Origin of the sequence: Pseudomonas urethralis (assembly GCF_021602465.1) — a bacterium.
Taxonomy (GTDB): Bacteria; Pseudomonadota; Gammaproteobacteria; order Pseudomonadales; family Pseudomonadaceae; genus Aquipseudomonas; species Aquipseudomonas vlassakiae.
Genome location: NZ_BQIJ01000004.1, coordinates 259,484 through 272,896 on the forward strand (window position 1 = coordinate 259,484; position 13,413 = coordinate 272,896).

Genomic DNA, 13,413 nt, shown 5'->3' on the forward strand with positions numbered 1-13,413 from the left:
CGCTGTCTCGACGCCGGAAGGCGGCGAAAGTTCAATAGAAAAGCTACGCCAAAAACAACGATAAGACCGAGGCATCAAAACCATGTTCGGACTGGCTACAGATACCTACCTGCTGCTCGACGCGCTGGTCACCATCGTCGGGCTGATCCTGCTGATCACCCATTTCAAGGTCCACCCCTTCGTCGCCCTGACCCTGGCGGCCGGCTTCCTCGGCCTGACCTCCGGCATGCCGGTGGCCAAGGTCATGAAGTCGTTCCAGGACGGTTTCGGTGGCGTGCTCGGCTTCGTCGGCATCGTCCTCGCCCTGGGGACGATGCTCGGCAAGCTGATGGCCGACTCCGGTGGCGCCGACCAGATCGCCCAGACCCTGATCCGCGCCTTTGGCAAGAAGAACGTGCACTGGGCGATGATGTTCGCCGCCTTCCTGGTGGGCATCCCGCTGTTCTTCGAGATCGGCTTCGTGCTGCTGATCCCCCTGGTGTTCATCGTCGCCCGGCGCTCCGGGGTGTCGCTGATCAAGATCGGCATCCCACTGCTGGCCGGCCTTTCGGTGGTCCATGGCCTGGTCCCGCCACACCCGGGGCCACTGCTGGCAATCGGCATCTTCCATGCCGACATCGGCAAGACCATCTTCTATGGCCTGCTGGTGGCGCTGCCCACGGCGATCATCGCCGGCCCGCTGTTCGGCAACTTCATTGCCCGCTACATTCCGGGCAGCCCGTCACAGGAGCTGATGGACCAGATTGCCAAGGAGTCGGACCAGAACAACCTGCCAAGCTTCAGTGTCACCCTGATCACCGTGCTGCTGCCGGTGGTGCTGATGCTGCTCAAGACCTTGGCTGACGTGGTGCTGCCGGCCGAGCACATCGTCCGCCAGTGGATGGACCTGATCGGCCACCCGATCACCGCCCTGCTCGCCGCCCTGTTGCTGGCCTTCTATACCTTCGGCTCGGCCCGTGGCTTCAACCGCCAGCAGATCATGAAAATGCTCGACCAGAGCCTGGCACCGACCGCGGCCATCGTGCTGATCGTTGGCGCCGGTGGCGGCTTCAAGCAGATGCTGGTGGATACCGGCGTCGGCAACGTCATCGGGCAGATGGCCGTACAGGCGCAGATCTCGCCGATCCTGCTTGCATGGCTGGTGGCAGCGGTAATCCGTATCGCCACAGGTTCCGCGACCGTGGCCACCATCACCGGCGCCGGCATCGTCGCCCCGGTGATCGACCTGGTCCCGGGGGTCAACCGCGAATTGCTGGTGCTCGCTACCGGCGCTGGCTCGCTGATCCTGTCCCACGTCAACGACGCCGGGTTCTGGCTGGTGAAGCAGTACTTCAACATGACCGTGGCGGAAACCTTCAAGACCTGGAGCATGATGGAGACGATCCTGTCCATCGTCGGCATCATCTTCATCATGGCGTTGTCGACGGTGGTGTGACCGCTGATCGGGGGGATGGCACCTGAGCAACCCGGTAGGGCCCAACACAAGTATGCGCCCTACCCTACGCAAAGGAGCTTGCCATGCCCCGTTCAACCTTGCTGCTGGTTGCCCTGCTCACTTCACCACTGGCCTTGGCAGTCGGCACCGGGCCAACCTACCCCGATGACCCGCACAACCCGGCGCCGCAGCCGGGAGTCGACAGCACCCTTGATCCGATCGAAAAGCCCATGCCTCGTGATACCGACCCGCGCATCCAGGGCAATGACCCGGAAAGCCCGCCAGCCAGGCAGAATGACAACCGCGACCTGCCGGGGATGGATGGCAGTGGCTCCGAGGGTTCCGGGCGACAAGGCGGAAAGGGCTCAGGCGGCAGTCAACAATAGAGTCCAAGGGGCGCCAGACGCCCCTTGCCTCACCACTGACGTTTGTCAGGCCGGGTCAGCCCCAGCTTCTCGATGCGGTAACGCAGCATGTCCCGCGACAGCCCCAGCATCCGCGCCGACTTGGTGACGTTCCAGTCAGTACGATCAAGGGTCTTGCACACCAGGTCACGCTCCATGTCCGGCAGGCTGGTGCCAGGCTCCGGTTCATGGCGCGGCAATTCGTACAGGGTCGCCGTGGGTTGAGCCACCAGCGGTTCGTCGATCAAGGTCAGGCACAGGTTCAGCTGGTGCGCCTGTATCACTTCATTGGGCGCCAGCAACACGGTCTGCTCCAGCATGTTGCGCAATTCACGCACGTTGCCCGGCCAGCTGTAGCTCAACATCAAGGCTTCCGCCTCGGCACTGAAGCGCAAGTTCGGCTTACCATAGCGGCGCCCGTGATGCGCCAGGAAATGCCGGGCCAGCAGCAGCACATCCTGGCCGCGGGCGTATAGCCGTGGCACTTTCAACGCGATGATGCGCAGGCGGAAGAACAGGTCGCGGCGGAACTTGCCTTGCTGCACCATCTGTTCGAGGTTGCAGTTGGTGGCACTGATCACCCGCAGGTCGACCTTGCGCTCCTTGACCGCACCGATGCGGCGGATGCTGCGATCCTCCAGCAGCTTGAGCAGCTTGGCCTGCAGCACCAGGTCCATCTCGCCGATCTCGTCGAGGAACAGCGTACCGCCATCGGCCGCTTCCACCAGGCCCACACGGCGCTCCTTGGCGTCGGTGAACGCGCCCTTCTCATGGCCGAACAGCTCGGCCTCGAGCAGATTGGCCGGGATCGACGCGCAGTTGAATTCGATGAACGGCCCCTTGCTGCGCGAACCGTCGAAATGCAACGCGCGGGCGACCAGCTCCTTGCCGGTCCCGGTCTCGCCTTCGATCAACACGGGCGGCAGATCGTCACTGGCCATGCGCCGCTCGGCGTCCAGCACCTGATGCAAGGTGTGCTTGAGGGTGAGCATAGCCGGCGATTCGCCGATCAGCGCCTGGAACCCGGACTTCTGCGCCTCGCGCTCCTGGTAGAACGACAAGGTGCGCTCCATGCGCTCGGCCGCCAGGGCCTTTTCCAGGGTCAACTTGAGTTCGGCCAGCACCACCGGTTTGGTCAGGTAGTGGAATGCACCCTCTTTCATGGCCTGCACGGCGTCTTCGACATTACCGTACCCGGTCATCATGATCACCTTCAGGTCCGGCGCCTGCTCCACCAGAGTGCGTAGCAGGTCGTGCCCGCTCATGCCCGGCAATGAGTTGTCGGTCAATACCGCATCGGGCTGGGCCCGCTTGATCTGTTCCAGCGCCAGCTCCGCACTGTTGCAGAGCGTCACCTCAAAGCCCTTGAGGCTCAGGTAGGTGCGAATGTTGTCGCCGAGGATTTCGTCATCCTCAACTACCAGGATGCTGTGCTCCATGGTCCTCTCCCGCTGCGATATTGAAAGTGAGGCTGACGCGGGTTCCTTCCTCTTCACGGCTGCTCAGGCTGACCGAGCCGCCAAACCGTTCCATGATCCGCTTGACCAGGGCCAGGCCGACACCCAGGCCGCCCTGCTTGGTCGTGAAGAATGGCTTGAACACCATTCTTTCCTGCTGCTGGCTCATGCCCTTGCCGGTGTCGCTGAGCACCAGTTGCGCACGCTGCCCATCCTGCACGCTGACCTGCGCATGCAGGACGCCGCCCTTGGGCATGGCTTCCAGGGCATTGGAAAACAGGCTGTTGAGAATCTGCGTCAATTGCAGGGGCTGGCTGGCCACCCATTGCACGTGCGGCCCTTCGAAGCTGAAGCGCACGCCGTTGCGCTCGATCTGCTGAGCGAAGGCCTGGTGGGTATCTTCGATGGCTGCCACCAGGTCCACGGCCTCGGCGGTATCGCTGGCCGGGCGCAGCGACACCAGCAACTCGCGCACCCAGCGCGACATGCGGTCGACCTGGCAGATGATGTCGTTGATGTTCTTCTGCGCCAGCGGGCTGGCTATGCCCTCGGCCAGCTCGGCGCTGGAGCGGATATTGGCCAGCGGGTTGCGCAAGCTATGGGCCACTGCGCTGGACATCTCGCCCAGGGCTACGTAAGTTTCGCTGGCCACCAGCCGGTTCTGCTGCTGATTCAGCATGAATGCAGCGCGGCGCACGATCCAGAACAGGCCGAAATAGATCAGCGCGCCACCCACCAGCGTCGAAGCCCAGATCAGCACGTAACCGCGCTGGATTCGCCGTACCAGGTCCTGCGGCTCCTTGTAGATCTCGACCATGGCCAGGACCTGCTCGCCCTGGCTATCGAACAAGGGAATGTAGTTTTCGATGAACAGGTACTTGGGTTCACGGAGGAATTTCTGCTCCTCACGGCCGCCTTCGACCCTGTGGTAGCTGGCAGATACCGCCTTGCGCGAGCTGAATGCACGGTTCAGGCCACCATCGTCTTCGATACGCTTGCCGATCAGCTCGGGGTTGGTGGACCAGACGATGGTGCGGTCTCGGGCATAGGCATTGGCCAGCAAGGTATCCGGCAAATGCTCGACGTGGTCGAGGAACTCCGCCCGGGTCGCCGCGACAAGGCCCGGGCTGATCTGCAGGTGCTGCTGGTCCAGCTGCGGGTTGAGCAGTTCGCCCATGGTGGCGCCCGGGGGGAGCTGCGAATGACGCACTTCGGCCACCGCCAGGGACTGGATGAACTGGGCGGTAAGCATGGCATCCCGCTCGACGCTGTCGCGCACCACGAAGCGGGTCGACACGTAGCCCAGCCCGCCAGCCACCGAAGCGATGATCAACAGGCTGATCAGTGAAAACCAGCGCAGCAGGTTGAACTCGCGAAGCGGTACGGCCAGGCCACTGCTAGCGGGCAGTGCAGCGGGTTTCACGGGAACATCTTCATCCAGCATCTGCATCGCGTCGTTCCCGTACAGGGAGTCCGTTCAGAAGGTGGTCATCGCATTGCTACCGATAGTAGCAAATTGACGCCATCCCACCCGGGCAGCTAGTGCCGCCAATGTCGCGCGTTACCTGTCGAGAGAACTTGCAAGAACTTCGCCACGCCCGATAACCAATGGTCACATCTTTATAAATCAATAGCTTAAGCAGCATTATTGATTTAGGTTCGAGGTTCATCCCCCACATTTGGGTGCCGTATACCCATAATCTGTAAATACTTACAAATCAAGAAGTTGCACGTTTTTATTGATGCTCGTTATCACAAACGTGCCAACCTGAAGCTGAGCGAGACCCGCGTGCCATGGCCTTGGCTGCTGCTCAGGCGGACCGAGCCGCCAAAGCGCTCCATGATGCGTTTGACCAGTACAAGCCCCACACCCAAGCCACCTTGCTTGGTGCTGAAAAACGGCCGGAACGCCAAACGCTGCTGCTGCTCGCTCATGCCTTTGCCAGTGTCGGCAAGGCGCAGGGTCAGGCTGCGCCGGTCACGTTTGACCACCTCGATGCGCAACCGCCCGCCGTTCTCCATCGCCTCGAGGGCATTGGCGATCAGGCTGTTGAAGATCTGGGCGAGCAACGCCGGCTGGCCAAGCACCTGCACTGGCGGTAACGGCTGCAGGTCCAGGGTTACTCCGCTGCGGGCCAGCGGCACGGCGAAGCTCTGCAGGCTTTCCTGCAGGACCTGGGGTAAATCGACCGGCACCGCTTCGTCATTCAGCGGCCGCAAGGATTGCAACAACTGACGAATCCACTGCGACATGCGGTCGACCTGGCTGATGATGTCATTGATGTTGCGTTGCGCCGGGCCTTCATCGAAGGCCTGGGCCAGCTCGGCGCTGGAACGGATGCTGGCCAGTGGGTTGCGCAGGCTGTGGGCTACCGCCGAGGACACCTCGCCGAGGGCCACAAAGGTCTCGCTGTTGATCAAGCGTTTCTGCTGCACCGCCATCACCCGCGCGGCGCGGCGCATGATGCCGTACAGGCCGATATAGACCAGCCCGGCACCGACGGTGATGGCCAGCCAGATGAGAATCAGCCCGTGCTCGATGCGCACGATCAGGTCCCGGGGTTCCTTGTAGATTTCCACCATCGCCGTGACGGTATCGCCGTCGGCATCGAACAGCGGGATGTAGTTTTCGATCAACAGCTGTTCCGGCGGGGTCACGAACTTCTGCTCGGCTCGGGCCTGCTCGAAATTGTGGTAACTGGCCGAGACCCGCATCTTGTATTCGAAGGCACGGTCCAGGTCGCCATCGCCTTCGATCAGCTTGCCCACCAGCGCCGGGTTGGTCGACCAGATCACCGTCCGGTCCGGGGCATAGATGTTGGCCAGCAGCATGTCTGGCAGGTGGGCGATATGATCGAGGAACTCACCGCGAGCCTTGCGCCGTGCTTCGGGGTCGACATCGGGCATTGCCGCACGGTCGGTGCGTGGGTCAAGCAGTTCGCCCATGGTGCGCACATTGGGGATCGCCACATGGCGCACTTCGGCGTCGGCTATCGAGGTGATGAACTGCGCGGTGAGCAAGGCGTCGCGCTCGATGCTTTCATCGATGATGAAGCGACTGGAGATCAGCCCCAGGCCAGCGGCCACAGACAGGATGACCGCCAAACTCACCCAGGCGTACCAGCGCAACAGGTTGAATGACCGGTGCGCAGCAGCGGCTTCGGTGCCCGCAGGCGCCTCGAGTACTTCTGAACGGGGGGCGATGACCATGACGGACTCCACTGCCGGGCACCTTTGAAAGGTTATAGCCCAGAGTTGGGTAACCATGGCATTGCTTGAGGACGAGTTGCGCCACTTTCGCGACGCAAGGCCCATTCAGAGTGGCGAGTCATCAGCCAGCCCCTGCAGCTTGCGGTATTCGCGCAACACGGTTGGCACGTAACGGCGGGTCTCGGCGTACGGGGGGACCGCGCCGCGCCGCCGCACGGCATCGGGGCCGGCGTTGTAGGCGGCCACGGCCAGGGTAATGTCATTGTCGAACAGGGTCAGCATGCGCTTGAGGTAGCGTGCCCCGCCCTGCACGTTGTCTTCGGGGTCCAGCAGGTTTTCCACGCCCATCTCCCTGGCCGTGTCCGGCATCAGTTGCATCAGTCCCACCGCCCCGGCCGCCGACCGGGCCTTCGGGTTGTAGCCTGACTCGGCCTTGATCAGGGCATGCAGCAGCGCCAGCGGCACATCATAGTCACGGGCCGCCGCCGCCACCAGTTCGGCATAGGGCCGCCCGGTGATCATCTGCGCGTCGACCGGGCCCGCCTGGGCAAGCGATTCACTGATCACCCGTTCGTAATGGCGTCCTGGCCGGTGCACGTTGCTCAGTACATAACCACCGTTGGCATCGATGGAAATGTACATGTCGGCCTGGGCGCTTGCCGCCACCAGCCAGGTCACTACCAGGATCACCACACGCATGTCGGCTACCTCCCCGCCGTGCTCCCCCGATGTGGGGGAAATGCCCCGGAAAACCCGGGCTTTTCTGCTACGACGCAAGCACCGTGCCGCCTGCCATGGCGCATGGCGCAAGGCCCCGTGACAGACGTGCACGGCTGTTGCATGGGGCTGGCCAACCTGTGTCCCCATGCAGCGGAGGGCTTCACCATGCAGCGCAAATCCAACCCCCAACGTGGTTTCACCCTGCTCGAACTCCTGGTGGTCCTGGTGGTGCTCGGTTTGTTGGCCGGTATCGTCGCGCCCAAGTACTTCAGCCAGCTCGGTCGCTCGGAAGCCAAGGTGGCGAAGGCGCAGATCGAGGGCCTGGGCAAGGCCCTGGACCTGTATCGCCTGGAGGTGGGCCATTACCCCAGCAGTGAGCAAGGCCTGCAGGCGCTGGTCACCGCCCCCAGTGGCGAGGCGCACTGGTCGGGGCCCTACTTGCAGAAGGCCGTGCCGCAGGACCCTTGGGGCCGCGCCTACATCTACCGCCAACCCGGGGAAAACGGCGGCGAATACGACCTGCTGTCGATGGGCAAGGACGGCCAGCCCGGCGGCGATGGTGAAAACGCCGAAATCACCAGCTGGCAATGAGGAGAACCGCCATGCGCTATAGCCTCAAGGCCCTCGGCAGACAGGGCATCGTGCAGTTGCAGATCGACGCCGAGGATGCCGAGCACGCGCGTCGCCAGGCCGAGAGCCAGGGGCTGCGGGTGGTCAGCGTGCGCGGCCAGGGCAAAGCCCTGGGCGGCCTGGCCTGGCGCCGTGCGGCGGCGTTCGACCTGGTGCTGTTCAGCCAGGAACTGACCACCCTGCTGCACGCTGGCCTGCCGCTGATCGATGCGCTGGAAAGCCTGGCGGAAAAGTCCCCCGTCGGCGCTACGCGCAAGGTCCTGACCGAACTGGTACGCCAGCTCTATGAAGGCCACTCGCTGTCGCAGTCGTTGGCCAGGCAACCGCGGGTATTCCCGACGTTGTACGTGGCGCTGGTACAGTCCAGCGAGCGTACCGGCGCGTTGGGCGATGCCCTGGCCCGCTACATCGGCTATCGCCAGCGCCTGGACCTGGTTCGGCAGAAGCTGGTGGGGGCTTCGGTCTACCCATTGCTGCTGTTGCTGGTGGGCGGTGGTGTGGTGCTGTTCCTGCTCGGCTATGTGGTGCCACGCTTCAGTTTGGTGTTCGAGGGCATGGGCAGCGAACTGCCCTGGTTGTCCCGGGTGCTGATGGATGTCGGCCTGTTCCTGCATGCCCAGCAGATGCCACTGGCACTGGCGGTTGCCGGCGGTATCGGGACCTTGCTGATAGTGCGGCGCAACCCCCTGGTGCGGCGCTGTGCCTCCCGACAACTGCGGCGCTTGCCAGCCTTGCATCAACGCCTGCTGATGTATGAACTGGCGCGCTTCTACCGCTCGCTGGGCATTCTGCTGCAGGGCGGTATCCCGATCCTTACCGCCATGGGCATGGCCCACGGGCTGCTCGGCAGCGCTTCGGCGCGAGGCCTTGAGCAGGCCAGCCGACGCGTCGGTGAAGGGTTGCCGTTGTCGGACGCGCTGGAGGCCGGGCAGTTGGTCACGCCGGTGTCACTGCGCTTGCTGCGGGCCGGGGAACAATCGGGGAACCTGGGGGAGATGCTCGAACGCTGCGCGGATTTCCATGACCAGGAAATCGGCCGCTGGGTGGAGTGGTTCGTGAAACTGTTCGAGCCGCTGCTGATGACCTTCATCGGCCTGCTGATCGGCGGGATCGTGATCCTGATGTACATGCCGATCTTCGACCTGGCTTCAAGCATTCACTAGCTGGTACCGGCCTCTTTGCTGGCGTGCCCGCGAAGAGGCCGCTTCAGATCAGTAGTCGAACCGGTCCACCGCACGCCGCCGCTCGTTGTCATCACGCCGGTCATAGGCGGCCGTGGTCTGGATGTTGGCATGGTGCGCAAGCTTCTGCGCGATCGACAGGTCATGCTCCTCGATCACCCGGGTGATGAACGCGCGGCGAAAATCATGGGGCATGATTTTCACTCCGACCTGGGCACCGCGCTGGCGGGCGATGTAGTAGATCGCATGCTTGGTGATGCGCGCACGGGTGATGTGGTTGCCACGGCGGATGCGGTTGAACAGGAACGGGTCATCCGAGGCCCCTTCGGGCAGCGCCTGCCGGCGCAGGTCCAGCCAGGCCTGCAGCTTCTCGAAAGCCCAGGCCGGGGCATACTTGATCAACTGCCGGTTACCTTTGCCGGTCACCTGCAGGCTGCGCGCCTCGAAGTCGACCTGACTGAGATCGATATCCACGGATTCCGACTTGCGCATGCCGGTGCCGTAGAGCAAGGCGATGATCGCCGCATCGCGCACACCCTGGGGCCGTGGGTCAGCCTCGCACAGGTCCATCAGTTCGCGAATCAGGCTGCGACGCAGGTTGCGCCCGGGCGGCAGGCGGCTGCCGGACGCCGGCTTGACCTCACGGATTCGCAACAGCTGTTCATGGTCGATCAGACCTTGGCGCCACGCTTCGTTCATCACCCCGCGTACCGCGTTGACATACAGCGAGGAACTGTTAGGCGCGTACCCATCGGCGCGCAATGCCGCCACCAGCGCAATCACATGGCCAGGCTCAAGCCGGTGCCACGGCACGTCGACCAGGTTGCAGTCAACGAAACCAAGCCGGTCGGCAGCATCCTGCAGGATGTAACGCATGGTCTGCTGGCTGGACGGTGCCAGCCGGGCCAGGTATTGCAGCAGTGGATTTTGTGAAAGGTCGGACAAAACGTGAATCCTGAAGCGAATCGAAGCAACGGCGCGCAATGGTACCGTAAACCAGACGACTTGATCGAACCCTCGCCTTGGCAAGTGATCTGTGGTCTAGAGTTCAGCCCAAGCCCCCACCTGCGAGCCCCCATGGTATTCCACCGCCTGACCCGTACTCACCCGCGCCTGAGCATCGCCGCACTGGTCGGCCTGCTCGGTGCCTGGCTGATCCCGGCCGACGATATCGTCCAGCGCATCCTTGCTGGCTGGAACCTGGGCGTCTGGCTGTACCTGTTGCTGGTGCTGTGGCTGACCTGCCGCGCCACCCCCGACAAGGTGCGCAAAGTCGCCCGGGTCGAAGACGAAAACGCCGGCCTGGTGCTGTTCACCGTGTGCATCGCCGCCATCGCCAGCCTGGCCGCCGTGACCCTGCAACTGGTTTCCAGCCGAGACCTGCAAGGCAGCGCGCAGGCCCTGCACTACCTTTACACCGGGCTGACCGTGGCCGGTTCATGGCTGCTGATCGGTTGCATCTTCAGCCTGCACTACGCCCGCCTGTTCTACACCGGCGAACGCGATGCGCCGGCGCTGCGCTTCCCCGACGGCGAGTGCAACCCGGATTACTGGGACTTTCACTACTTCTCGTTCACCCTCAGCGTTGCCGTGCAGACCTCTGACATCGGAGTCGGCGGGCGCGGCATGCGCCGGGTGGTGCTGGCGCATTCGTTGGTGGGCTTCGTGTTCAACACGGCGATTCTCGGTTTCACCATCAACATCGCTGCAGGCCTGCTGGGCTGAATGAACGGCAGCCGGCGTCCAAGGCCATTCGTCCGAAACAAAAGCGGCCGGGGATCCTAGAAAACCAGTGCGATTTCGCCCACCCTCCGTCACAGAGCGTTAGCCACGGCGCTCTGCTTGCCGTCGGCGCCATTGCTCACCTTGTGATCACCGTCATGCATTAGCACATTTGTCATGATTTACACGGAACATGCGCTGTGGCAGGTGCTATGGTTACCTTCCCGGCAGCCGCGCAAGGTTGCCCATCACCCTGACCAGGCAAGGACAAGGAGGCTGGCATGAACAAGATGACGTTCCCCAACGCCTGCCAGGTGATGCGCTGGCACTTCCATCCGCTGGGCTTCGAAGCCACCATGGATGCCCCACGCAGCATGGTTGCACGGCTGTTCGACCGGGCCACCGGCGAGACCCTGCTGGCCATTGCCGGTATCCCCTGCACGGCGATCATGGCCGCAGCGGATGTCGAACGCATCATCGAAGCCGTGGAAGCCGAGATGGATGCGTTTGCACCGGCCTTCGCCTTGCGTGACGCAGGCTAGACAGCCGCGACGCTTTCCTCGCGCAAGGTTTGCAACCTTGCCATGAACTGCTCGGCCGGCACCGGCTGGCCCAACAGGTAGCCCTGCAGCGAATCACAGCCCAGGCGGGTCAGGAAGTCCTGCTGGCGGTCGGTTTCCACGCCTTCAGCCACGATACGCAAGCCCAGCGCCTGGCCCAGTGCGACGATCGCCGAGACAATCGCGGCGTCGTCGCTGTCCTGCTCCAGGTCACGCACGAAGCCCCGGTCGATCTTCAGCTCGTTGGCCGGCAAGCGCTTGAGGTACATCAGGCTCGAATAACCGGTGCCGAAGTCATCGATGGACAGGTCCACGCCCATGTCGGAAAGCCGTTGCAACACGGCCAGGCTGGCATCGGCGTCGTGCATGGCAGTGGTTTCGGTGATCTCCAGGGTCAGGCGGTTGGCCGGCAGGCCGTTTTCCTGCAGGGCGCGGGCGACACTGTCGACCAGGCCGGCATGGCAGAACTGGATGGCCGACAAGTTGACCGCCATGCGCCATTCGCTGTGGCCTTGCTCGAGCCACTGGCGCATCTGTCGGCAGGCTTCATCCAGCACCCACTCGCCGATCGGAATGATCAGGCCAGTCTTTTCTGCCAGACCAATGAAACGGTCCGGTAGCATCAGGCCGTGCTGTGGGTGTTCCCAACGCAGCAAGGCTTCGGCGCCGATCGGCAGGCAGGCCTGGGCGGCGAACTTGGGCTGGTAGTGCAGGCGGAACTGGCCCTGCTCCAGGGCCGTGCGCAAGTCCTGCAACAGCTGCAACTGCTGGCGGGCGTTACTGTTCATCGAGGCGTCGAAGAAGCTGTAGCCATTCTTGCCGGCGCTCTTGGCGTGGTACATGGCGGCGTCGGCATTGCGCAGCAGCTCAAGCTGGTCCTGGCCATTGCCGGGGTACAACACGATACCCAGGCTGGCGGTCAGCTGCAGATCATGCTCGGCAACGCGGAACGCGCGCGACACCAGGTTGACCTGCTTGGCCGCCACATCCATGGCGTCTTCAGGCTCCTGCAGCTCCACCAGCAGCACGAATTCGTCACCGCCGATCCGCGCCAGGGTGTCCTGGCTGTGCAGGTGGCCACGCAGGCGGGCCGCGACGGCTTTGAGCAGCAGATCGCCGACATGGTGGCCAAAGGCGTCATTGACCGGCTTGAAACCATCCAGGTCGATGAACATCAGCGCAAAGCAGCCGCCCTGCTCCGCCACCTTGCCAATCGCCTGCTCGATGCGGTCGGACAATAGCGTGCGGTTGGGCAAGCCGGTCAAGGTGTCGTGCAAGGCCAACTGGGTCAGCTCCTGGTTGGCCAGGGTCAGCGAATGGGCCAGCGCTGCCGTTCGGGCTTCAAGGCGTGCATCCAGCACCGAGGTGAGCAGCACCACAGCCAGCACCGCCAGGGTGGTGATCAGCACCAGATAGACCAGGCCATCGCCCTGCAGGCCATCGGTCAGCGCACCACAGAAACTGCCCTCGGGAAAATTCGCTGCCGCCATGCCGGTGTAGTGCATGCCGACGATTGCAACACCCATCACCATCGCCGCCAGGCCGCGGATCTGGCGCACGTATGGGGTGTGCTGACGCAGGCGAAAGGCAATCCACAGCGCGGCCGCCGAGGCACCTACCGCGATGGCCAGCGAGGCGCCGAACAAGGCCGGGTCATAATCGATGCCGGGCAGCATGCGCAGCGCCGCCATGCCGACGTAATGCATGCAGGCGATGCCAGTGCCCATGATCAGGGCGCCAAACGCCAGCTGCAACCGGGGCATGCTGGGCTGGCTGACCAGCCACAGGGCGAAGCCGGAAGATAGCACGGCAATCAGCAGCGAAAACGCGGTCAGGCCGATGTCGTAGCCCAGGGCGATGGGCAGGCTGAAAGCGAGCATGCCGATGAAGTGCATCGACCAGATGCCGATGCCCATGGCCAACGCGCCGCCGCCCATCCACAGATGCACGGCACGGCCCTTGGCCGTGGCGATACGGCCGGTCAGGTCGAGAGCGGTGTAGGACGCAAGGATCGCCACGCAGAGTGATATCAGCACCAGCGCGGAGGAGTAAGTACCGGTCAACATTGGGAAATCCAGCTCGGGACAGGGGGCC

Annotated in this window: 12 protein-coding genes; 6 read left to right on the top strand and 6 right to left on the bottom strand. The window is 63.4% G+C overall.

The window, feature by feature from the left end:
* Positions 1–82 precede the first annotated feature (82 nt).
* Positions 83–1,435 carry a GntP family permease gene (locus L6D64_RS08980; RefSeq protein WP_054886576.1) on the top strand — a complete coding sequence of 451 codons (1,353 nt, stop codon included), beginning with the start codon at positions 83–85 and terminating at the stop codon, positions 1,433–1,435.
* Positions 1,436–1,518: 83 nt separating this feature from the next.
* Entirely contained in the window at positions 1,519–1,821 is a 303-nt protein-coding gene (locus L6D64_RS08985) for a hypothetical protein (RefSeq protein WP_176507972.1), read from the top strand.
* A gap of 29 nt (positions 1,822–1,850) precedes the next feature.
* Here the strand turns inward: L6D64_RS08985 and L6D64_RS08990 are convergent, their stop codons facing one another.
* From L6D64_RS08990 to L6D64_RS09005, 4 genes are all read right to left on the bottom strand, one after another.
* Complete coding sequence (locus L6D64_RS08990) at positions 1,851–3,278, bottom strand: sigma-54-dependent transcriptional regulator (RefSeq protein WP_176507971.1); 1,428 nt, start codon at positions 3,276–3,278, stop codon at positions 1,851–1,853.
* Positions 3,253–4,746 carry a sensor histidine kinase gene (locus tag L6D64_RS08995; RefSeq protein WP_176507970.1) on the bottom strand — a complete coding sequence of 498 codons (1,494 nt, stop codon included), beginning with the start codon at positions 4,744–4,746 and terminating at the stop codon, positions 3,253–3,255. The genes L6D64_RS08990 and L6D64_RS08995 overlap by 26 nt, the downstream gene beginning before the upstream one ends.
* 302 nt (positions 4,747–5,048) lie before the next feature.
* Positions 5,049–6,506: a sensor histidine kinase gene (locus L6D64_RS09000; RefSeq protein WP_176507969.1), complete on the bottom strand. Its 1,458-nt coding sequence runs from the start codon at positions 6,504–6,506 to the stop codon at positions 5,049–5,051.
* Between the two features lie 105 nt (positions 6,507–6,611).
* Positions 6,612–7,205, bottom strand: a complete 594-nt coding sequence (locus L6D64_RS09005) for a lytic transglycosylase domain-containing protein (protein ID WP_176507968.1) — start codon at positions 7,203–7,205, stop codon at positions 6,612–6,614.
* A gap of 186 nt (positions 7,206–7,391) precedes the next feature.
* Between L6D64_RS09005 and gspG the strand changes: the two genes are divergently transcribed.
* Positions 7,392–7,817 carry a type II secretion system major pseudopilin GspG gene (gene gspG, locus L6D64_RS09010; RefSeq protein ID WP_054886602.1) on the top strand — a complete coding sequence of 142 codons (426 nt, stop codon included), beginning with the start codon at positions 7,392–7,394 and terminating at the stop codon, positions 7,815–7,817.
* Positions 7,818–7,828: 11 nt separating this feature from the next.
* A complete protein-coding gene (locus tag L6D64_RS09015; RefSeq protein WP_176507967.1) occupies positions 7,829–9,019 on the top strand; it encodes a type II secretion system F family protein in 1,191 nt (396 codons plus the stop codon).
* Positions 9,020–9,067: 48 nt separating this feature from the next.
* Here the strand turns inward: L6D64_RS09015 and L6D64_RS09020 are convergent, their stop codons facing one another.
* A complete protein-coding gene (locus tag L6D64_RS09020; protein ID WP_176507966.1) occupies positions 9,068–9,982 on the bottom strand; it encodes a site-specific integrase in 915 nt (304 codons plus the stop codon).
* A 132-nt stretch (positions 9,983–10,114) separates the two neighbouring features.
* Here L6D64_RS09020 and L6D64_RS09025 point away from each other — a divergent pair, with 132 nt between their 5' ends.
* Entirely contained in the window at positions 10,115–10,762 is a 648-nt protein-coding gene (locus L6D64_RS09025; protein ID WP_176507965.1) for a DUF1345 domain-containing protein, read from the top strand.
* Positions 10,763–11,040: 278 nt separating this feature from the next.
* A complete protein-coding gene (locus L6D64_RS09030; RefSeq protein ID WP_054886585.1) occupies positions 11,041–11,301 on the top strand; it encodes a DUF1652 domain-containing protein in 261 nt (86 codons plus the stop codon).
* Here L6D64_RS09030 and L6D64_RS09035 read toward each other — a convergent pair.
* The gene (locus L6D64_RS09035) at positions 11,298–13,385 is read right to left on the bottom strand and encodes a putative bifunctional diguanylate cyclase/phosphodiesterase (protein ID WP_176507964.1); all 2,088 of its coding nucleotides are present in this window, start codon (positions 13,383–13,385) and stop codon (positions 11,298–11,300) included. The genes L6D64_RS09030 and L6D64_RS09035 overlap by 4 nt on opposite strands.
* Between the last annotated feature and the right edge of the window lie 28 nt (positions 13,386–13,413).